General features: G+C 42.3%; 19 protein-coding genes and 1 pseudogene. 8 read left to right on the top strand and 12 right to left on the bottom strand.

Annotated features, from left to right (window positions below):
• The first annotated feature begins 138 nt into the window (after positions 1–138).
• The 3 genes and pseudogenes from ACMX3D_RS11025 (at position 139) to ACMX3D_RS11015 (ending at position 2,122) form a co-directional block, all read left to right on the top strand.
• Positions 139–1,449, top strand: coding sequence for an IS701 family transposase (locus ACMX3D_RS11025; RefSeq protein ID WP_482748684.1), 1,311 nt, complete (start codon positions 139–141; stop codon positions 1,447–1,449).
• Between the two features lie 16 nt (positions 1,450–1,465).
• Positions 1,466–1,615, top strand: a pseudogene (locus ACMX3D_RS11020) (DoxX family protein); the annotation flags it as partial.
• Positions 1,616–1,627: 12 nt separating this feature from the next.
• Positions 1,628–2,122, top strand: coding sequence for an ureidoglycolate lyase (locus tag ACMX3D_RS11015; RefSeq protein WP_482751457.1), 495 nt, complete (start codon positions 1,628–1,630; stop codon positions 2,120–2,122).
• Positions 2,123–2,133: 11 nt separating this feature from the next.
• Here the strand turns inward: ACMX3D_RS11015 and ACMX3D_RS11010 are convergent, their stop codons facing one another.
• From ACMX3D_RS11010 to ACMX3D_RS10985, 6 genes are all read right to left on the bottom strand, one after another.
• Positions 2,134–3,150 (bottom strand): alpha/beta hydrolase, encoded by a 1,017-nt coding sequence (locus ACMX3D_RS11010; RefSeq protein ID WP_482751456.1) that lies wholly within the window; start codon positions 3,148–3,150, stop codon positions 2,134–2,136.
• Between the two features lie 227 nt (positions 3,151–3,377).
• Positions 3,378–4,313: an alpha/beta fold hydrolase gene (locus ACMX3D_RS11005; RefSeq protein ID WP_482751455.1), complete on the bottom strand. Its 936-nt coding sequence runs from the start codon at positions 4,311–4,313 to the stop codon at positions 3,378–3,380.
• Between the two features lie 19 nt (positions 4,314–4,332).
• Positions 4,333–4,839 (bottom strand): DUF4112 domain-containing protein, encoded by a 507-nt coding sequence (locus ACMX3D_RS11000; RefSeq protein WP_482751454.1) that lies wholly within the window; start codon positions 4,837–4,839, stop codon positions 4,333–4,335.
• A 117-nt stretch (positions 4,840–4,956) separates the two neighbouring features.
• Positions 4,957–5,871 carry a YihY/virulence factor BrkB family protein gene (locus ACMX3D_RS10995; RefSeq protein ID WP_482751453.1) on the bottom strand — a complete coding sequence of 305 codons (915 nt, stop codon included), beginning with the start codon at positions 5,869–5,871 and terminating at the stop codon, positions 4,957–4,959.
• Between the two features lie 285 nt (positions 5,872–6,156).
• The gene (locus ACMX3D_RS10990; RefSeq protein ID WP_482751452.1) at positions 6,157–6,747 is read right to left on the bottom strand and encodes a chemotaxis protein CheB; all 591 of its coding nucleotides are present in this window, start codon (positions 6,745–6,747) and stop codon (positions 6,157–6,159) included.
• A 219-nt stretch (positions 6,748–6,966) separates the two neighbouring features.
• On the bottom strand, positions 6,967–13,662 hold the full coding sequence (locus ACMX3D_RS10985; RefSeq protein WP_482751451.1) for a HAMP domain-containing protein: 6,696 nt from the start codon (positions 13,660–13,662) through the stop codon (positions 6,967–6,969).
• Positions 13,663–14,214: 552 nt separating this feature from the next.
• Between ACMX3D_RS10985 and ACMX3D_RS10980 the strand changes: the two genes are divergently transcribed.
• Positions 14,215–14,361: a hypothetical protein gene (locus ACMX3D_RS10980; protein WP_482751450.1), complete on the top strand. Its 147-nt coding sequence runs from the start codon at positions 14,215–14,217 to the stop codon at positions 14,359–14,361.
• A 323-nt stretch (positions 14,362–14,684) separates the two neighbouring features.
• On the opposite strand, the gene ureG is transcribed toward ACMX3D_RS10980, so the two are convergent.
• The 3 genes from ureG to ureE form a co-directional block, all read right to left on the bottom strand.
• Positions 14,685–15,281, bottom strand: a complete 597-nt coding sequence (ureG, locus tag ACMX3D_RS10975) for an urease accessory protein UreG (RefSeq protein WP_482751449.1) — start codon at positions 15,279–15,281, stop codon at positions 14,685–14,687.
• A gap of 143 nt (positions 15,282–15,424) precedes the next feature.
• The gene (locus ACMX3D_RS10970; protein ID WP_482751448.1) at positions 15,425–16,114 is read right to left on the bottom strand and encodes an urease accessory protein UreF; all 690 of its coding nucleotides are present in this window, start codon (positions 16,112–16,114) and stop codon (positions 15,425–15,427) included.
• Positions 16,092–16,532 (bottom strand): urease accessory protein UreE, encoded by a 441-nt coding sequence (gene ureE / locus ACMX3D_RS10965; protein WP_482752318.1) that lies wholly within the window; start codon positions 16,530–16,532, stop codon positions 16,092–16,094. The genes ACMX3D_RS10970 and ureE overlap by 23 nt, the downstream gene beginning before the upstream one ends.
• Positions 16,533–16,614: 82 nt before the next feature.
• Here ureE and ACMX3D_RS10960 point away from each other — a divergent pair, with 82 nt between their 5' ends.
• The 3 genes from ACMX3D_RS10960 (at position 16,615) to ACMX3D_RS10950 (ending at position 17,942) form a co-directional block, all read left to right on the top strand.
• Positions 16,615–17,193, top strand: coding sequence for a hypothetical protein (locus tag ACMX3D_RS10960; RefSeq protein WP_482751447.1), 579 nt, complete (start codon positions 16,615–16,617; stop codon positions 17,191–17,193).
• Positions 17,194–17,368: 175 nt separating this feature from the next.
• Positions 17,369–17,653: a DUF2795 domain-containing protein gene (locus ACMX3D_RS10955; RefSeq protein ID WP_482751446.1), complete on the top strand. Its 285-nt coding sequence runs from the start codon at positions 17,369–17,371 to the stop codon at positions 17,651–17,653.
• Positions 17,654–17,744: 91 nt separating this feature from the next.
• Positions 17,745–17,942 (top strand): hypothetical protein, encoded by a 198-nt coding sequence (locus ACMX3D_RS10950; protein ID WP_482751445.1) that lies wholly within the window; start codon positions 17,745–17,747, stop codon positions 17,940–17,942.
• A 22-nt stretch (positions 17,943–17,964) separates the two neighbouring features.
• On the opposite strand, the gene ACMX3D_RS10945 is transcribed toward ACMX3D_RS10950, so the two are convergent.
• The 3 genes from ACMX3D_RS10945 to cobU all read right to left on the bottom strand — a co-directional run bounded on the left by ACMX3D_RS10945 (position 17,965) and on the right by cobU (position 20,217).
• Positions 17,965–18,927, bottom strand: coding sequence for a ribonuclease Z (locus tag ACMX3D_RS10945; protein ID WP_482751444.1), 963 nt, complete (start codon positions 18,925–18,927; stop codon positions 17,965–17,967).
• Between the two features lie 173 nt (positions 18,928–19,100).
• Positions 19,101–19,532, bottom strand: a complete 432-nt coding sequence (locus tag ACMX3D_RS10940; RefSeq protein WP_482751443.1) for a hypothetical protein — start codon at positions 19,530–19,532, stop codon at positions 19,101–19,103.
• Between the two features lie 127 nt (positions 19,533–19,659).
• Entirely contained in the window at positions 19,660–20,217 is a 558-nt protein-coding gene (cobU, locus tag ACMX3D_RS10935; protein ID WP_482751442.1) for a bifunctional adenosylcobinamide kinase/adenosylcobinamide-phosphate guanylyltransferase, read from the bottom strand.
• 253 nt (positions 20,218–20,470) lie between these two features.
• On the opposite strand from cobU, the gene ACMX3D_RS10930 reads away from it, so the two are divergent.
• The gene (locus tag ACMX3D_RS10930; protein ID WP_482751441.1) at positions 20,471–21,283 is read left to right on the top strand and encodes a hypothetical protein; all 813 of its coding nucleotides are present in this window, start codon (positions 20,471–20,473) and stop codon (positions 21,281–21,283) included.
• Positions 21,284–21,295: the final 12 nt, after the last annotated feature.

Here is a 21,295-nt window from a genome sequence, read left to right as displayed (position 1 = left end):
TTGCTGTTTATTGCTGTTTTCCCTGCCAATATCAACATGGCAGTTAATCATATTAAAATTGAAACCATACCATATCTTTCTTTTGTCACTCCGGGAAGAGTAAAATCAGAAAAGAGGTCTGAAAGGCAGGAGGGGACTATGACACAGCCAAGAAGCCCCAAACCAAGCATAAAATTTGTGGACGAATATTGTGCAATCTACCAAAACCTATTTCCAGAAGTGAGAAGTTTTGAAAATTTCCGAAACCTACATTTAGGAATGATATCGGAGATAAAAAGAAAATCTTTACCAGAAATAGCTCTTGTGGTGGGATTAGAAAATCAGCAATCATTACATCATTTTTTAACAGAATCACCGTGGTCAGTAGAATCATTAAAGAAGCAAAGATTAGAACTAATACTACGAGTATTAAATGGGCGATCATTAATTCTAATAATTGATGAAACTGGAGACAAAAAACAAGGTCATACTACAGACTATGTGAAAAGGCAGTATATTGGGAACTTAGGCAAAATAGAAAATGGCATAGTTGTAGTAACAGCCTATGGCATAATTGAGGATATGACCTTTCCTTTAACATTTCAAATCTATAAACCAAGAGAGAGATTGCAGCCAGGAGATAAATATAAAACCAAGCCAGAAATCGCAGCAGAATTAATCAGAGAACTGCAAGGAATGGGGTTTAAATTTGAATTAGTTTTGGCAGATAGCCTGTATGGAGAAAGTGATGGAAATTTTATTAGTGTTTTGAATCAATTACAACTCAATTTTGTTGTAGCTATACGTAGTAATCACGGAGTTTGGCTGCCAAAAGGGCAAAGAATTAGGTATAACAGATGGCGAAAGTTTAACCGTGTTTTCTCGAATGGTAAACAAGAAGTTCGATATATTAGAGAGATTATCTTCGGCAAGCGGCGCGATATTCGTTATTGGCAAGTCACGACGGACACGGAGAAGCTACCTGAAAATTCAACGTGGTTTTTAATGACCCATGTTCCAGATATTAAGTATTCAGAAGTTGGTAATCTTTACGGTTTACGAACATGGGTAGAATATGGACTTAAACAAAGTAAAAATGAACTCGGATGGGCAGATTTTCGGCTGACCCATTATTCTGACATTCAAAAGTGGTGGGAAATAGTTTGTAGTACCTATCTCATGGTCAGCCTTCATTCAAGTGTCTTCCATGAATCTCATAGCTATATCCTCAAAATATTTGCGGAGCATCCCTTGTGGGATGAAAATTATGGTTGGAAGAATATTTTAAATAATTTACGTCTGATTGTTCAACCTTTCATCCTTTTCAATTTGATTAAACCTTGGCTCAAGGTATTTCCTATTCCTCAACTTTCTACAGGATTTTCTTACTTGATTAGCATCATGAATACCTTGCATAATCATCTATTTTTATCCCTTTGGTCAGAGTTTTTCTCTTTTTCCTCTGCCTAGAGTGACAAAAGAAAGATATTCAGATTCGCCTTTATTTCAAGCAATTAGATTGCCCTTGCAAGCAGTTTTAATCGCTTGGGCTTGGTGGTATACAAGACTTTCCGATAAGGAAATACAAGCTTCATTAATTCCTAAATCACTTATTCCTAAAGAATTAGAATGGTAAATTTTTAATATTATGACTACATCACAAACAGTCCAACAATTACAAGCAGAATTAATCACACCAGCAAATTTTCGTCCTTATGGACAAGTAATTTTTGCCAGTACAGATGGTAAAGCTTTTGATGTAGAAGATGCCCAATTAAATCTGCAAAATGGCATTCCACGATTTTATATTATGCGTCTAGAAAAGCGCGGACGCAAGTTTCATAAAATTACTCGTCATGTGCAATGTACTCAATGCTTAGGTTCTTTAGAAGGCAAAGATTGGTTCATTGCAGTGTGTCCTCCTCATAATGAATTAAATGAACCAGTATTAGAAGAACTTGCGGCTTTTCGGATTCCAGGCAATTGTTTTATTAAGTTAAACGAAGGTACTTGGCACGCTGGGCCTTATTTTGATCATGATGTTGTAGATTTTTATAATTTAGAACTTGCTGATACAAATGTTGTAGATCATTTCACCCATGATTTTCTTAAAAGTCATCAGTTAGAGTTTGAGATGGTGTAAGTTTCTGTTGTTTATGCTTGAGATGGATTGATACACTTGAGGCGATCGCAACCAAAATTTTGTGTCATCATTGCAGATAATTGCTGGGAAGCTTGACCATCCAGGTGCAATTCTCGCTTGATTTGTTCATAAGTTTCACCCTGGGCGATGCGGTTTGCCATTTGCTGAAACTGCACCCAAGTTAAATCACTGTTAACAAATGCTCTGGCAAGGGTAATGACAAGTTCTTCATAATCATTATCTTCCAGTTTGGTCATCATGCGATGTTCGATATGTAGCGAATCATCAAAGCAGTAATACCAAGATTTTGGTTGATGCTTGAGAATCATTTTAAACAATTCTCGTTGTTTAGTGCGGTTAACAGCGCGATCGCCTTCACTACACACCATTAAAATAGGTGTAGCAACTTTTTTTTGAGCCTGTTCTAAAATCTTCTCGCCTAATTCCAAAAATATTCGTAATGCAGGAATGCGAAAACCTTTATAGCCAAAATTACCAGGTGCATCTTTGTTGAACCATTCAAAGTAAATTGGCAAAGTCTTAATCAGCTGATCAAATAATACATTACTGCTGCCTAAAAAAGGCGTAAACAATAAAGAACGTTCAATTAGTTGGGGATGTTCTAAAGCTAACCAAGCTGCTAAGGTTCCACCCGTTGATAAACCACCAACTACAACTTGTTCACCTAATGTTTTAGCAATTTCCAACCACTCAAGTACAAACTTTTGGTAAGTCTGAATGTCTGTTGGTAATGGCGGTGGAGTTTGACTGTTCCACTCACCTGCAAGACCATGACCGGGTTGTAGCGGAATCAGAACATTGTATCCTTTGTTGAAAAAAGCTTTGCCAAGTGGCTCAAATTGGTAAGGTGCTGCTGTAAAGCCATGCAAAAAAAGACACACTTTTGACGTGGAGTAGGGATGAACCAAGAATCTTGAACGACAGGCTTCGTTTTTCAGTTCAAGTCTGGATTCTGATTGATGAACCTGTTCCAAGAAATTTGCTGTTTTTTGAATGCTCACTGTCATTTAGTTACTTGTCTTACTTCTGCATGGATGGGTATATTGTCTGAAATTGTTCAGCACGCCGAATCTAGCAGATGATATATAACAAGAGGCAGAAGAGTTTTAGATCTTGGATGATTAACTAGGAAAATTTCTCAACCGAAAGCGCATTGGTATTTTATCAGACTGATAAATTAACAGGTTTTGTCTCTTCAGAGTGTAATAATTAGCTACTGTCTGAAAACATCCTTTTAAACGAAATTTGTTTCCTGTAAAAATTCTAGAATAGCTGCATTGATGACTTTTGCTGAACCTGTAGAAGCATCATGATAGCAGTCAGGCAGAATTTGAAACTTGGAATTGGCAATGTATCGATGTAGTTTTTCGCCATGAGTCGCAGGGAACCAACTATCTTTATCGCCCCATAAAATGAGTGTGGGACATTCAATATTAGATAGCTTGTTTTGAATTCTCGTGAGCATATTAGGTTTATTACTAGTCAAGTTTTCAATTTCTCTCGCAGCTAGTTGCAAATCTTCGGCAACTTTCACCAATGTCCCCGGAATTTCTGTAAAAGGATAAGTGATCCAATACACATCTTCTTCTGACAAAATTGATGGATCAAATAGCACTCTGCGCCGCTCGATCGCCATAATTTCTCTAACTAAAGGTGCGACTAAATAAGCTAAACGCAATGAGTCTATTGTTTGCAAAACTTCTATTGGTGTATGAGCCAGAATTGACATTGCCCAATGGGGTAAGCGTTCGGCAAAAATCGGCACATTAACTACTACTAACCGCGCTATTAATTCTGGTTTTTCTTGGGCTAGGGCTAAAGCAACTAAACCGCCTAAAGATTCTGCCACAACGACAGCAGGTTCATCACATAATTCTTGAATAATCCTTTCTAATTCAATAACCTGATGCCCATCATGTTCCCGACGTAGGCAAGGTTTTTCGGAAAATCCAAAACCTTTGGCATCAAAACAAATGACTCGAAAATATTTTGCTAGTGGTTCAATGCTATAACGCCAGTTATAGCTCCAGCTACCCATACCATGCATTAAAATTAAGGGCTTACCTGTACCTTTTTCACCATAAGCAATTTGTACAGGATATCCTTGAGCATCAGTAATAATTACGCTTTGCCGCCCTTTGGGAAAAGTCGTTTGCCACCAATCTTTCATTCTTTTACTAATTCAATATCTAACCACCAGTTACTGCTCGCCACAGGGTGCTAATTAATAATACTGGTATTGTGATTAAAACAATGCCTATCAATATTAAGCCAAATAAAACAGCTAACACAAACCCAGTGTCTGTTTTTTGTGTACTGCGGGGAACTTTTAAATGTTCTTCTAATAGTTTGATATTATATTCGTTTGATTTCCAAGCAAAATCAAATAAGTCTCCAGCTACAGGTAAACTACCCACCAAGCTATCAATGATGATATTCAAAATCATTCTGCCTAAAGTAGCTTTAGGCGCACCTAATCGTGCGGCTTCTAAGATGATGTAGCCGGAAAATATCAAGGTTAAAACATCACCACCAACAGGCAGCAACCCCAACAGTGGATCTAAACCGACACTAATTTCTGTGCCAGGGATAGTAATAGCTTTATCCAATACGCGACTTAGTTGGCGCAGTCGCCTCAAGGAGGGTGCTTTAGCGTCAGGATCAATATTAGAAAACTGTGAGGAAGAATCAGGCATTCAAGCGATCGCTTCTTTGAAGTTGAACCGTTCAATATTTTACTGCTGCTTGGCAATTTGACAAGAGTTTGTCCTAATACTTAATTTATGAGTGCTGAGTGCTGAGTGTTGAGTGAGTTATAAATTTTTTTCCTGCTCCTCTGCTTCTTTGCTTTCTACTTTCTGATAGCGCATATCTTCGCCAACAATTACGTTTAATTGGTCGCCTATAAGGAGAACAGCAGCACTCATCCACAGCCACAGCATTAAAACTATCACAGTCCCGACTGCACCATAAACTTTATTGTAGTTGCCAAAATTAGCTACATAAAGTCGAAACAGTGCTGAGAGTATTGCCCAAAAAATAGCTGCTAAAGTTGCCCCTGGCATGATTGGTGTGCCGGAATTCCACACACTAGGCCCATAGCGATAAACAAAACTAAAGGTGGTGGCAACAATACCTAAACTGACAGGCCAGCGTAATAACTGCCAAAGGTGCTGCAAAAACAGTAAAGAACTGTGCTGATACACTGCTATTGCTAACACTAAGTCACTCACAAAGACTAAGAACGAAGCTAACACTAGTAGTACAATAGTACCAGATGTCAATCCTAACGAAATCAATTTGGCTTTCCAGAAGGGACGGGTATTCTGTTGGGGAATTTGATGGATTTGATCAAAAGCCGTCATGGCTGTACTGATTGCGCCGGAAGCAGTCCAAATAGCGATCGCAAAGCTGAGAGAAAACAAACTACTATTTTTAGAGTTGGCAATTTCTTGGCTGGCAAAATCACGAATCAAAATCATCGCTTCTTCTGGTGCAACTTGACTCAATAGAGCTGCCATCTGTTTAAAGGTGTCTTGTAAGGATTCTGCCAACAAGCCGATGGCTGTCAGTACAGCCAGAATAGCCGGGAATAAAGACAACATGGCATTGAAGGCAATCTCCGCAGCAAGTCCTAATAGTCGTCGTTCGATTGTCCGAGCAAAGGTTTTCTTGAGCGTGCGCCAATTAAGATGGCGAAAGAAACGGACAAAACGCGGCTTTGGCATAACTATTAAGTATTCACAAGCACAATGTCACAATAACTTATCTGGAGTAATCAGTAATACTGATTTCCAAAAAGACTGCGACATATAACTTGGTTATGAGGGTACAAATGTACGTGAAAAGTTAGAAGTATTGTTAAGTGTCTGGAGTCAGAATGTGATTAGTTGAACGACATATAATTAACCTCAGTTCGAGTGAAGACGATTTTGCTGCTAGTTATACGAAGGAATAAGAGTTTCTACCAACGATAAAATCATGTTTCAGCTGATACCGAACTCACGTTAAAATTAATCTTTGTTTACCAAATTAATTAAAGCAGAAGCTATTGTGGGCAGTGGCAAGATAAAATCTACTACCCCTGTGGCGATCGCTGCTTTGGGCATTCCAAAAAATTCTGAAGTCGCCTGATCTTGCACGATGACTATACCACCCATTTGTTTAATGGCTTGAACTCCCATGACTCCATCATGACCAGTTCCAGTTAAGACGACGGCGATCGCTCGTTTTTTATAACTGGCTGCAACTGAGTCAAACAGTAAATCGGCGGATGGGCGAACAAAATTTACCAACTTTGTTTGAGTTAAGCTAAGAGTACCATCAGGGTTAACCAACAAATGATGATCTGGTGGGGCAATGTATACGCTTCCAGGAGTGAGGCTATCTCCTTGTTGTGCTTGTTTTACTAGTAAGGGAGTGTGCCGACTCAAAATCTCTGCCATCAAGGAAGGAAGTCGCGGATCAAGATGCTGAACTATGACAATTGCACAGGGAAAGTCAGCAGGTAACCCAGCCAGAACTTGAGATATGGCAGTGAGTCCTCCTGCTGACGCGGCGATCGCTACGATATCAAATGCTACTTTAGAGAAAATTGATACCAATAGACTTTCCAACCTTTTTTCCTACCATACATAGACTTTACCAAGCCCCTTGGGGGCGGGAACTAGCCCCGAAGTAAGGTTTAAACCGGAGTGGAATCGTGGGCAAAAAATCCTTGTATCCCGTGGAAGGTGAAAACCCCAACGCCAGTTCTCTCAAGTCGGGAAACCCTTATGGGCGGCTCCCGATCCTATTGCCCGTTCCCTGTTTCCTGTTACCTTTTACCGATACAGCCAAACTCGCAGTAAAGAAAGCAACTGCTCAATGTCCACAGGTTTGGTGATGTAGTCTGATGCGCCGGATTCGATGCATTTTTCGCGATCGCCTTGCATGGCTTTGGCGGTGAGGGCAATAATTGGCAAGGTGGTGAATCGGCTGTTTTGCCGAATTAAGCGTGTTGTTTCGTAACCATCCATTTCTGGCATCATCACATCCATCAACACAACATCAATATCTGGTGTAGTTTCTAACATAGTGATGCCATCTCTACCATTCTCTGCATACATGACTTGCATTTGATAGCGCTCTAGCATACTGGTCAAGGCAAAGATATTACGTACATCGTCATCAACAATTAATACTTTTTTATTTGTCAGTATGTAGTCACGCGAATGCAGTTGTTCCAGCATTTGCCGTTTGGGTTCTGGTAAAGCCGCTTGGACTCGGTGCAAGAACAATGTAGTTTCATCAAGGAGACGTTCGGGCGATCGCACGTCTTTAACGATGATTGTTTCTGTGATCCGCCGCAATTCTGCTTCTTGGGCTTTGGTCAATTCGATGCCAGTGTAAATGATGATGGGCAGAGATTCACCATTTGGCTGCTGCTTGATTTGCTGAAGCAGTTCAAAGCCATTCATATCTGGCAATCCTAAATCGAGGACGAGGCAGTCAAATTGTTGAGAGTTAATCGCCTCTAAGGCTTCTTGTCCAGTGGCGACAGCGGTAGTGGCAACATCGCTATTGCCAATCAACTCAACAATACTATGGCGTTGAGTGTCGTCATCTTCAACTACGAGTAAATTCTTCACCCGCCGCTCTACAAAACCTTTGATTTTGTTTAAAGCTTCGGATATACTCTCGCTGCTGGCAGGTTTTTGCAAATATGCCAATGCTCCTAGTTGCAAACTGCGTCTCTTTCCTTCTTCTACAGTCATAATATGTACAGGAATGTGACGGGTATTGGCATCATGTTTTAGCCGATCTAGCACTGTCCAACCATCCATATCTGGCAGGCGGATATCGAGTAAAATCCCCGCAGGTTGGAATTGTTGCGCAAGTGCTAGACCATTACTACCACTTTGGGCGGCGACTACTTTGAATCCTTGCTGCTGCGCCATTTCCAAGAGGATACGGGCAAAATGAATGTCATCTTCGACAATCAATAACACGCGATCGCCCTTTTCGATGTCAACGCGATCGTCTTCTAAAACTGGCGTATGGGGGTTAGGGCGCAGCCTCTGTGTTGGGATGACTACTGTATTAGCTGGCTCTGTTGGCTGCACCTCAACATCAGTTGCTGTGACGGTGGTTGAATCTAGAGTGATGAGTTTTGATGGCTGAGGGGAAACTATTTGAGATATCGGTTCAGGAGTAATTGATGTTGGCTCAGAATTGAATTGTGGCAAGTAGAAGGTAAATGTACTGCCTTGAGTTAGGCTACTCACCAAGGTAATTTCGCCACCAAACAGACGCGCAATTTCCCGGCTAATGGATAAACCTAAACCTGTACCGCCGTATTTGCGGCTGGTAGTACCATCGGCTTGTTGGAATGCTTCAAAAATCACTTTTTGCTTTTCGGGGGCAATACCAATCCCTGTATCAATCACGGAAAAGGCAACTACCATCGGCGCACGGTTCAAGGTTTCTTGATTAATACTCCATCCGTGCTTGGCGACTTCTATGCGCAAGCGTACCTCACCCCGGTCAGTAAATTTAAACGCGTTGGAAAGCAGATTTTTCAGGACTTGTTGCAAGCGTTTCGGGTCGGTATAAATTGCTTTAGGTAAGTCGGAAGCTAATTCAATAGTGAAACCAAGTCCTTTGTCTTGGGCTATTTGCCGAAAGGTACGTTCTGTCTGATCTCGCAAATCGGTAACTAACATTTGCGACATATCAATTGACATCGTTCCCGATTCAATTTTGGCCAAATCGAGAATGTCATTAATCAGTGCCAACAAGTCATTGCCGGCGGAGTAAATGGTGCGGCTGTATTCAACTTGTTTGATGCTGAGGTTGCCATCGACGTTATCTGCTAACAATTTCGCCAAAATTAACAAGCTGTTTAGCGGTGTCCTCAGTTCATGGGACATATTAGCCAGAAATTCTGACTTGTATTTGGATGACAGCGCCAGTTGTGCGGCTTTTTCCTCCAAAGAAAGTCTGGCTTGTTCAATTTCGAGATTTTTCCGCTCAACTTCTTTCTTTTGCAGTGCCAACAACTCGGCTTTTTCTTCGAGTTCGGCGTTGGTTTGCTGTAGTTCTTCTTGCTGTTTCTTGAGTAAATCTTCCGAAGTTTTCAGGGATTGGGCTTGTTGTTCGAGACGTTTGTTAGTTTCTTTGAGTTCGTTTTGCTGAGTTTGCAGTTCTTCTGCCAAAGATTGCGATTGTTTAAGCAATTCTTCGGTACGCATGGAAGCGGCGATGGTGTTGAGTACGATCGCAATACTTTCGGTAAGCTGGTCGAAGAATGTCAGGTGAATTTCACTAAAGCGGCGGAAGGAAGCTAATTCAATTACTGCTGTCACTTGCCCTTCAAACAACACAGGTAATACTACGGCGTTGAGTGGGGCTGCTTCACCTAAACCAGAACTAATTTTGACATAATCGCTGGGGACTTCTGACAACAGAATTCGCTCTTTTTCCAACGCACATTGTCCGACTAAACCTTCACCCAAGTGGAAACGATTCGCTAAATGTTTGCGTTCGCGGTAAGCGTAACTGCTGAGTAATTTGAGATACGCCTGTTGTTGTTCTCCTGTATCCATTAAGTAGAATACGCCATGTTGTGCGCCTACCAGTGGTGCAAGTTCCGAAAGAATCAGCTTGGATACTGTTTCTAAGTCGCGCTGACCTTGCAGCATTCGGGTAAATTTGGCGAGGTTGGTCTTTAACCAATCTTGTTCGGTGTTCTTTTGGGTGGTTTCGCGCAGGTTGGCAATCATCTGGTTGATGTTGTCTTTCAGGATTGCCACTTCCCCTAGTGCTTCCACGGAAATCGAACGTGTTAAGTCACCTTTTGTTACCGCTGTTGCCACTTCGGCGATCGCGCGTAGCTGAGTTGTGAGTGTAGCCGCCAGTTCGTTTACGTTGTCTGTCAAGTCTTTCCAAGTTCCGGCTGCACCTGGGACTTTAGCTTGACCTCCTAATTTCCCTTCAATTCCCACCTCACGCGCTACGGTGGTTACCTGATTGGCAAAGGTCGCTAGGGTATCAATCATTTCGTTGATGGTTTCTGCCAAGGTTTCGATTTCACCTTTCGCATCTAGCATTAATTTCCGCTTCAAGTCACCATTCGCCACGGCGGTTACAACTCGTGCAATGCCTCGCACTTGGGCTGTCAAGTTACCAGCCATTGAGTTTACGTTATCTGTGAGGTCTTTCCATGTACCTGCAACACCTTGCACCACAGCTTGACCGCCTAATTTCCCTTCCGTTCCCACTTCCCGCGCTACCCGCGTTACTTCCGATGCGAAGGAACTTAGTTGATCCACCATTGTATTGATGGTGTTCTTCAAGTCGAGAATTTCACCTTTCACATCCACCGTGATTTTCTTCGACAAGTCACCATTCGCCACCGCCTTTGTTACTTCGGCGATGTTCCGCACCTGGGCTGTCAAATTACCCGCCATTGAGTTCACGTTGTCGGTGAGGTCTTTCCATGTACCGCCAACTCCTCGGACGTAGGCTTGTACACCTAATTTACCTTCCGTTCCTACTTCCCGCGCTACCCGCGTTACCTCAGATGCGAAGGAGTTCAACTGATCCACCATTGTATTGATGGTGTTTTTCAACTCCAGAATTTCACCTTTCACATCGACGGTGATTTTCTTGGACAAGTCGCCATTCGCCACCGCCGTCGTCACATCCGCGATGTTCCGCACCTGGGCTGTCAAACTTCCCGCCATGAAGTTCACTGAGTCGGTGAGGTCTTTCCATGTACCTGCAACACCTTTTACTTCTGCTTGTACACCTAATTTTCCTTCTGTTCCCACTTCTCGCGCTACCCGCGTTACTTCCGATGCGAAGGAGTTCAACTGATCCACCATTGTATTGACGGTGTTTTTCAACTCCAGAATTTCACCTTTGACATCAACGGAGATTTTCTTCGACAAGTCGCCATTCGCCACCGCCGTTGTTACTGCTGCGATGTTTCTTACCTGGGCTGTTAAACTTCCCGCCATGAAGTTCACACTGTCTGTCAAGTCTTTCCACGTACCTGCAACGCCTTTCACATCTGCTTGTACACCTAACTTTCCTTCACTTCCTACTTCCCTTGCAACCCTTGTTACCTCAGATGCGAAGGAGTTTAGTTGATCCACCATGATATTGATGGTGTTTTTCAGTTCCAGAATTTCACCTTTAACTTGAACTGTGATTTTCTTCGACAAGTCACCATTGGCGATCGCCGTTGCAACTTCGGCAATGCTGCGTACTTGGTCGGTGAGGTTCCCCGCCATCATATTCACCGCACCTGTCAAGTCTTTCCACGTACCTGCAACGCCGCGAACTTCTGCTTGTACACCTAATTTACCTTCTGTACCCACCTCACGGGCAACCCGCGTTACTTCTGATGCAAAGGAACTGAGTTGATCCACCATTGTATTGATGGTGTTCTTCAATTCCAGAATCTCACCTTTCACATCTACAGTAATTTTCTTGGACAAGTCGCCATTCGCCACCGCCGTTGTTACATCCGCGATGTTCCGCACCTGTGCCGTCAAGCTTCCCGCCATGAAGTTTACACTGTCTGTCAAGTCCTTCCACGTACCCGCAACGCCTCGAACTTCGGCTTGTACACCCAGCTTTCCTTCACTTCCCACTTCTCGCGCCACCCGCGTTACTTCTGATGCGAAGGAATTCAACTGATCCACCATTGTATTGATGGTGTTTTTCAACTCCAGAATCTCACCTTTCACATCCACCGTGATTTTCTTGGACAAGTCACCATTCGCCACCGCCGTCGTCACTTCTGCGATGTTCCGTACTTGGGCTGTTAAACTTCCCGCCATGAAGTTCACGCTGTCTGTCAAGTCCTTCCACGTCCCCGCGACACCTTTGACATCTGCTTGTACGCCCAGTTTTCCTTCACTGCCTACTTCCCTTGCAACCCGCGTTACTTCTGATGCAAAGGAACTCAGTTGATCCACCATGATATTGATGGTGTTTTTCAACTCCAGAATCTCGCCTTTCACATCAACTGTAATTTTCTTCGATAAGTCACCGTTAGCGATCGCAGTCGCAACTTCCGCAATGTTTCGTACTTGTCCTGTCAGATTTCCCGCCATTAAGTTCACGTTGTCGGTGAGGTCTTTCCACGTCCCTGCAACGCCGCGTACTTCTGCTTGTACGCCTAATTTACCTTCCGTTCCTACTTCCCGCGCTACCCTTGTTACTTCCGACGCGAAGGAGTTCAACTGATCCACCATTGTGTTGATGGTGTTTTTCAACTCCAGAATCTCACCTTTCACATCTACAGTGATTTTCTTCGACAAGTCACCATTCGCTACCGCCGTCGTCACTTCTGCGATGTTCCGTACTTGGGCTGTTAAACTTCCCGCCATGAAGTTCACGCTGTCTGTCAAGTCCTTCCACGTCCCCGCGACACCTTTGACATCTGCTTGTACGCCCAGTTTTCCTTCACTGCCTACTTCTCGCGCCACCCGCGTTACTTCTGACACGAACGAACTGAGTTGATCCACCATGATATTGATGGTGTTTTTCAACTCCAGAATCTCGCCTTTCACATCAACTGTAATTTTCTTCGATAAATCACCATTAGCGATCGCCGTTGCCACTTCCGCAATATTTCGCACTTGTCCTGTCAAATTTCCCGCCATTAAGTTCACGTTGTCGGTGAGGTCTTTCCACGTCCCTGCAACGCCGCGAACTTCTGCTTGTACACCGAGTTTACCTTCTGTTCCTACTTCCCTTGCAACTCTTGTTACCTCCGATGCGAAGGAGTTCAACTGATCCACCATTGTGTTGACGGTGTTTTTCAGTTCGAGAATTTCGCCTTTCACATTTACAGTGATTTTCTTCGATAAGTCACCGTTAGCGATCGCCGTTGCTACTTCCGCAATGTTCCTTACCTGTCCTGTCAAATTTCCTGCCATCAGGTTCACGTTGTCGGTGAGGTCTTTCCATGTACCTGCCACACCTTTCACTTCTGCTTGTACACCGAGTTTTCCTTCCGTTCCTACTTCCCGCGCCACCCGCGTTACTTCCGAAGCGAAGGAACCCAGCCGTTCCACCATTGTGTTGACGATATTGGCTGTTTGCAGAAATTCACCTTTGAGGGGTTTGCCATCCATTTCTGTGGCGATCGTTTGAGACAAATCCCCATTAGCTACTGCCCGAATCACCCTTGTAGTCTCGGCTGTGGGTTGGACTAAATCTGTAATGAGGGTATTGACAGAATTTACACAATCTGACCAAGAACCCCGCACAGTTCCCAGAGAGGCGCGTTCTGTAATTTTCCCTTCTTTCCCGACAACATTTCCAATGCGCTGTAGCTCTAATGCCATACGCTCATTCTGATCAATAATATCGTTGAGCGTGTCAGCGATTTTACCTGCTATACCAGTGTGTTCTACGGACATCCGAACCGAAAAGTCACCTTTTTTAACAGCAGTTAGTGTTTTCAGCAGTTGTTTTAAATCAAGATTGTCGCTTTCTCTGGTTAACAGTTCGGTTGCCATTGCTATATCCTTGGGGAAGTTGAGAGTAATGTTGTCTGCCGCTGGCGGAAACTAATTAGGGAGATGATAGAAATACTGCACACCGCTATTTAATAGCGTCATCACGCAAATTAAGTTCGCTGAAAATTATTTTTATCCCAGACTGCTACTACAAAAACGTAGGGGTCTTTGATAAGTCAATTGAGGCTTGAGTATAAGCGCTTTGAAGAATAAAATTACCTTGCTGCTTTTTAGCTAATCTCTTACAGAAGATAGCTAAAAATCATATTTAAAATACCAGTTTAATCATCAATTACTATCAAGTATTCTAACTCTATAAATTAGTTAACCTTAAGATGACGAATACATTATTGGTATCTAACGAAAGATAGAGGGCAAGAAAATAGAAGTTTGGTAGCATAGGTGTCCTTATTTTTTTTTGTATATTTTTTTATATCAAATCCGGTAGATGGAGTTATAATGCCCACAATCTTTACACTCCACCTCAACCGCTACGGTATACACACAAGTTTCTGAATCGACAATCTCAATTCATCGACTCGCATCGTTAATGTGACGACTCGCATCGTTAATGTAACGACTCGCATCGTTAATGCGATGACTCGCATCGTTAATGCGATGACTCGCATCGTTAATGTGACGGCTTGCATCGTTAATGTAACGACTCGCATCGTTGATTCGTCATTCCACCAGATGTAGAGACGCGAAATTTCGCGTCTCTACAGTGCCGTAAAGCGGGTGGGGTGTTTTAGGATTTATAAATAATTAACCGAACTTGACATTACACATAATTCAGCACTCAGCACTCAGAGGATGTTTGAAAAGTATTATTGTTAACATCAAGATCTTAAAAACCTAACCCCCCTATCCCCCCTTCCCTACAAGGGAATGGGGGTTTTAAAGCCTCTCTCCTTTTAGGGGAGAGGTTTGGAGAGGGGTTTTTAGTATTTTTCACGACTTTCCAAACAACCTCTCAGCACTCAGCACTCAGCACTCAGCACTTCACTATCGCTGCCAAATTTTTAACCAATATGTTTACCGACAAAACTAATTACATCAGCTAGTCCTGATTGAGTTTTTAAATTAGTAAAGATAAAAGGTTTATCACCGCGCATTTTTTTAGCATCTCGTTCCATAACGCTTAAATCTGCGCCTACGAATGGTGCAAGGTCAGTTTTATTAATAACTAATAAATCAGACTTAGTAATTCCTGGGCCACCTTTGCGGGGAATTTTATCGCCAGCAGCCACATCAATAACGTAAATTGTTAAATCGACTAATTCTGGACTGAAGGTAGCAGCTAAATTATCACCACCACTTTCTAAAAAGACTAATTCTAAATTCTGAAAACGCTCTTCTAACTGTTCAATTGCTGCCAAATTCATCGAAGCATCTTCCCGAATGGCCGTGTGAGGACAACCACCAGTTTCTACACCCAAAATGCGATCGCTTGCTAAAGCTTGAGAACGCACTAAAAATTGTGCATCCTCTTGAGTATAAATATCATTTGTCACCACGGCAATATAATACTGATCGCGCAACGCCTTACATAAAGCATCCACTAAAGCCGTCTTCCCCGAACCTACTGGGCCAGCAACACCTACTCGAAATGCAGTCATAGTCAATAGTCAATGGTCAATGGTCAATAGTCAATAGTCAATGGTCAATGGTCAATGGTCAATAGTCAATGGTCAATGGTCAATAGTCAATGGTCAACAAGATGAAATTTCACACTTCATACTTCATACTTCATACTTCATACTTAACTTCTAAACAACCTTGTATACTGCGTTTCATGCTGCATACTCGCTAAAGATAAACCCCAACTACAACAACTCAGTTCATCATCCTCTAAAACAAGAATTTCTTGGACAGTTACGCTAATTAATGGTTGTAAATCTAGCAATAACTCTTGTCCTGCGGTTTGTCCCAGGGGAATGAGTTTAACTCCAGCGGTGATGAGATTACTAGCCCAACTATGCAGATATGCCAATAAAGCAGCATGAAGATGAATTTGCCAATGTGCGACAGCAATACCAAAAGCGATCGCATAATTGCAAGGATTACCCAAACTATTAATAGTAGGTAGTAGCTGTGGTTGTAGTTTACCAAGTAACTGCACGAGCGATCGCCCCATCTGCCAACTAGAATTACGTAATTCTTGAGTTTCTCTCGCCGCAGATAGCCAGCGATTCCAATAACATAGCGCCTCTAAATTCCCAACTTTTGCAGATTCCGCAGCGCGTAACATCACCGCCGCCTCCAGACGAATTGCACCGTAACGCATTTCCGATGTCAACCAATGTTTGAGACTATCTTGGTGAGCAATTATGCCATCTTCTACTAAAGTTTCCAAACCTTCCGAATAACTATAAGCTCCTACAGGTAAAGCTGGACTAGCTAACTGTAAAATAAACAAAAAATCGCTATTAGTGAGAGTGATGATGTCCATAAGCCCCTAACTCTGGCTGAAATGGTGCAATTTCCTCGATAATTTCCAGTCCCAACTGTGTCAACATTGTGCGTAACACTGCATCCGGTGATAAACGCAAATAACTCGACGTAATTTCCACAGGCACATGACGATTGCCCAAATGGTATGCTGCTCGCATTAATAAAAGTGGTGACGCAGCAGAAACAGTCAGCACAGGTTCTGGTTTCGCAATAATTCTAATTACACTACCATCACTTTCATCTTGTAAAATATCGCCATCCTTTAACACCGTCCCCCTGGATAAACGCAAAAACACAACCTGACCATCTTCCATCTCAAACCGATGACGACTGCGAGTGCGTTCTTCTGCCGTCAGTGCTAAAGTTAAACTCACCTCAGCATCAGCATCCGGGGGTTTACGTTGAGTCAAAATCATCTTTGCACCTTTGCGCCTTGGCGCGAAACATTCATCATCCGTCAATTTGATATTATTAACGAAGTGAGCGATCGCTAAAACTATGGCAAAGCGTAAAAAAAGCAATCTTCAGTGGATTAAAGAAACGCTTGATCTCAAACCTGACCATCACTGGGAATCTCCATCAGGCTATAAAATTTTTGTCGCCAACCGGGGGGCTGTTCGCTTCAATGTTCCCCAAAATTGGATTTTTGAACCGCAAGAAAAATCTTTCAAGTTCATGGATAAAAAACCACCCAAAGATGACTGTTGTTTAGAAGTATCTTTCAATCATCTACCGCCCAACGACTGGAGTCTGTTTCCTCTCAAACCTACTTTGAAGAAAGTAGTAGAAGAAGACAGTCGTGATGTAATTGAGAAAGGTGAAATTATTACCCTCAAGCGCCAAACCGCCAGAATTGTCTGGACAGAAATTAAATTTATTGACACTCAAGCCGAACCACGGGAAGCTTTTTCACGAATTTGTATTGGCTTAGGCTCGAATATTCAGTGCTTGATTACATTCGATTATTGGGCAGACCAAGCAGAACAGTTAACACCTGTTTGGGATGAAGTAATGCGTAGCCTTACACTAGGTTTGTATATCCGTGACCCAAGAACTGGTTTAGCTTTCCCTGACTAAAAGTCAAGATTAAAATATGCAAGTAATTCGGATTTATCTTAAATTAAGTAAACTGAAGAACACAGTACTTTTCAAAGTAATAAAAGAAGTAATTCTCTAGATAGAAGATTACAATAACTAATAGTTTTAGTGTAGAAAAGTAAGTACCTCAATTACTATTAGTAACGAGGATATTATGTCTACCAAATCTGAAGCAGGGACTGAGCATCGCGGGCCAGATAAAGGTGAAGCTTATGGAGTAGCAGCAGTTACTCAAGCACTGGCAGGGATAGACTTTCCAGCCAGTAAAGAGGATATACTCCAACAAGCGAAGGATAGTGAACAAATTCATTGGACAAAAGATAAAACTGTAGATTTACGTTCGCTACTCGAACAAACAGGTCAAGATCGATTTGAAAGTATGCCAGAGTTAGTTGAAGTTATCAGTCAAAGTGTGAGAGAAGAAGAACCATCTGCATGATAAATGTGATGGAGTAAGAAAGAAGTTATTTAGTGAATTTAGTCAGTATGAGCCATCTCTTAAAGTTGTGCATTCAGTCATCATCAAGAGTATGGCTTTTTATTATGGAGCCGCCAATGCTGTATACCTTGATTGCGCTGTATTCGCCGCAATCACCCAAGAATCACCACGACTTCGCAATAGAGATATCCCGCATTGGCTCTCAAAAGCATTGATATTGTTAAACTTAACAACTATGAGTAAGAAATTCTGTGTTACAGTTGCTTATCTTGGCGATCGCATCAGCTAAATCTTCACTTCATCCACGTCCTTTAACTCACAGGTGCTTGTTGTAACCCTACTTCTCGTCGTCTCGGTACATCATAAGTCATAAAGTCGTAAGCCATATTTGTATTCGGAAAAATTGCACGGGCTTCCTGAAGCAAATCTTTCAAATCTATAGGGTTACCAGGAGCGTAGCGAGGACTAAAATGAGTCATAATTAACCGATGGGAACCAGCCGCTAAAGCTGTTTGTGCAGCCATCGTCGTTGTTGAATGTAATCTTTGAAAAGCCATCTCTGCGTCTTGATGGGCAAAGGTAGCCTCGTGAATTAACACATCTGCGTCCTGGGCTAATTCAACTGCACCCTCTGTATAAATTGTATCCGTACAATAAGCTATTTTTCGTCCAATTTCTGTAGGGCCGCAAAGCTCAGTACCGTTAATCACTCTGCCATCAGCCAAGGTGACAGTTTCACCACGCTTGAGTTGCCCATAAATCCGACCAGGAGGAATTTGCAGTGCTTTGGCTTTTTCAATCTCAAACCTTCCTGAGCGGTCTTTTTCGGCAACTCGGTATCCAAATGCAGTAATGCGATGATGCAACTGACCACAGGTAACGGTGAATTCCTGATCTTCGTAAATTACTCCCGGACGGATGGTATGAACTTTAATCGGATAGGAAAAGTGCGTATGAGAGTACCGTGATGCCGATTGGATATATTCATTTAATCCAGGTGGGCCGTAAATATCAATTCTGTCTACATTGCCAGCTAAGCCACAACTAGCCAGAAGACCCATTAAGCCAAAAATGTGGTCGCCGTGCATGTGGGTAATAAAAATTCGGGAAAGTTGGCTGATTTTGAGGTCACTCCGCAAAATTTGATGCTGAGTCCCTTCGCCACAATCGAATAACCACAGTTCTGCCCTTTGGGGTAATCTTAGGGCAACACTAGAAACATTACGCGATCGCGTGGGTACACCGGAACTTGTCCCTAAAAATGTTATCTGCACAGCGTTTTTTTGTTTTCCTATTGCTGATTTTGGCGCTCTATTCTATATGGTGGCATGGTTTATCACAAAAATTTTGCTTGCAGCACTGACATAGGAAATTTGTCATAAAAATACCGCAGTTTTTGCCCTAAACCACGGTTACAAACCTTGTGAAATTACTTGCCGAATGAAGCTTATTTACTTCTGATAGAAAGATTTTCTATCAAGCGATCGCGAATTCCCAATAGTCTTTCTTGGTTGTCAATAGCAGAGCGTGGTGCTGGTAAATCTGTGTTAGGCCAACCAGGTAAATTATTGCATGGACAAGTTTCTGCCGGCATTCCCACGTTTTTCATTGGTATTGGCATATTGCAACGACTACAAGGCATCATTTCCCATGCAGGTGTCAGCAATTCGGCAATGGTTTCGCTAGTGCCTTCTAGATAACAATCGCACGCTTCTAATGAAATAATTCTCTGCCAACAATCTTCAAATTCTTGACTATATTGATCACCTCTGTAGACAGGTTGAGGTAACAACTGTGCTGCCCCATTCCCGACTACTACTCTCTTACCCAACTGAAACCAGTAGGCAAGATATTTTTTTACATCTTCTTTGTTTGCCATACTACAATTGTACATTCGGGATGAAGAGACTTAATCTACGTATCGTATTAATTTTCTATTAAAAATTAGCCCTTCAAAAGACATACAAATAATAATCAAGCAGTCTTAATTTTTCTTAAAATATAGTTTATAGTTCTTCATCTATCACTTGTGGTAGTGGTGTACCAAGAACACTCAGATTCAAAACATGACCACCAGTCACCAGATAAACAGCGTCACAGACTGTACCTAATTGCCGCACCAAAGAACCCAAGCGATCGCGGAACTGTCTACCAATGGGATAGGCGGGAACCACACCCCAACCAACCTCTTCAGCGACAAACAGCATATCGGCAGCTACTAGTTGTACAGTGTCTATAAACTCTGCGATCGTGTTTTGCCAGCTAACTTCATCCTGGTCTAAAAGATTAGTTACCCAAGTTCCCAAAGAATCAACCAACAGGCAACTATTAGGTTTAGCATCAGCCAAGGTAGCTGATAATTCTATTGGTACTGCCAAAGTTGTCCAATCTTGAGGACGGCGTTGTTGATGCTGTTGAATGCGTTTTTGCCACTCTGTATCGGCAGGGTTTTCTGTAGCAGTTGCCACGTAAACAACTTTTTTGCCTGACTGCTTGGCTAGGTATTCTGCCCATTCACTTTTCCCAGACCTAGCAGGCCCCGTAATTAAGATGACTTTACCCACAGATTTTTCCTAATACCTTTGGCAGATTTTGAGAGTATGGTGGTAGCGATGTTAATAGCAATTTTGCCTAATAATCCTACCAGTTTCATACATTGAGACTATGATTTTGAGTTTGTTTGTAGCAAATATCTTTTAAGAGATAAAATTAGCACCAGCATTAATTTGTGCCAAAATTAGCAAAAGCTAAAACTCCCAACAAACCTTTGTGAATGATTGAACACCACAGAGGGCAGCAAACTTACAGGATATTTTTATGAAAACAGGTCTAAAACGTATTGAGGCAACTCTACATGATTTAGGAAATCGAGACAATGCAACTGTGGAAGCGGGGGATTCGCCAAAGCAGCCGGTATCTTTTAGAATTAGTGTTTCTGCCAAAGCAGCGACACCAGATATAAATACATCTGATGATCAGAGCATAATATCAGAACTAACAGATAACTTTGACATCAGCTCTCAAAATGAAAGCACTGTTGAACAAAATTTATTTTCCCAGCATCATTCTGTAGAGACATTTTCGGCAAAAGAAAATGGTAGTAAAACACCTAGCCTACCCAAGTTTAAAACTCCTAGCTTCAGCAACCATCGTCACGGAGCGAATCCAGCCTTAGCGATGAATCTGTTGCAAGAAATTCAAATTCATGTGGCTGGTTGGCAGCAAGAACTCCACACTATTCTGCAACAAATCCAAGACCTGTATTTAGAAGGGCCAATAGTTAATGGTTGGTTAGAATCCAATCCCAAAGAACCAGAACAGCCGGGAACTGTGACACTGCGCCATGCAGAAGTTGACCGCCTGATGAACTATGTAGAAGAACTTTGCACAACTGGATCTAAAGACGCTGATCAATTTGCGCGTACAGGATATCGCCTTTGTGGCTTGGATGGATCTGGTAAAGTTTGGTCACGTCCTTGTCCACCAGATCAGGTGCCTACAGTTAGTATGGCGATCGCCCGTCATCAAAAGTTACGTCAGCTGTTAGGACGCAAACAATATCTAGAAACACGCCTGAGTCAGTTAGCAGAAACTTTAGTAGTTTTACACAGCCATATTCAACAAGCGTGAAGATTTAAAGAC

The sequence above is a fragment of the Anabaena sp. TISTR 8404 genome, assembly GCF_056847745.1.
Note: the sequence above shows the minus strand (reverse complement) of the source record. Positions and strands in the feature narration are given on the sequence as shown.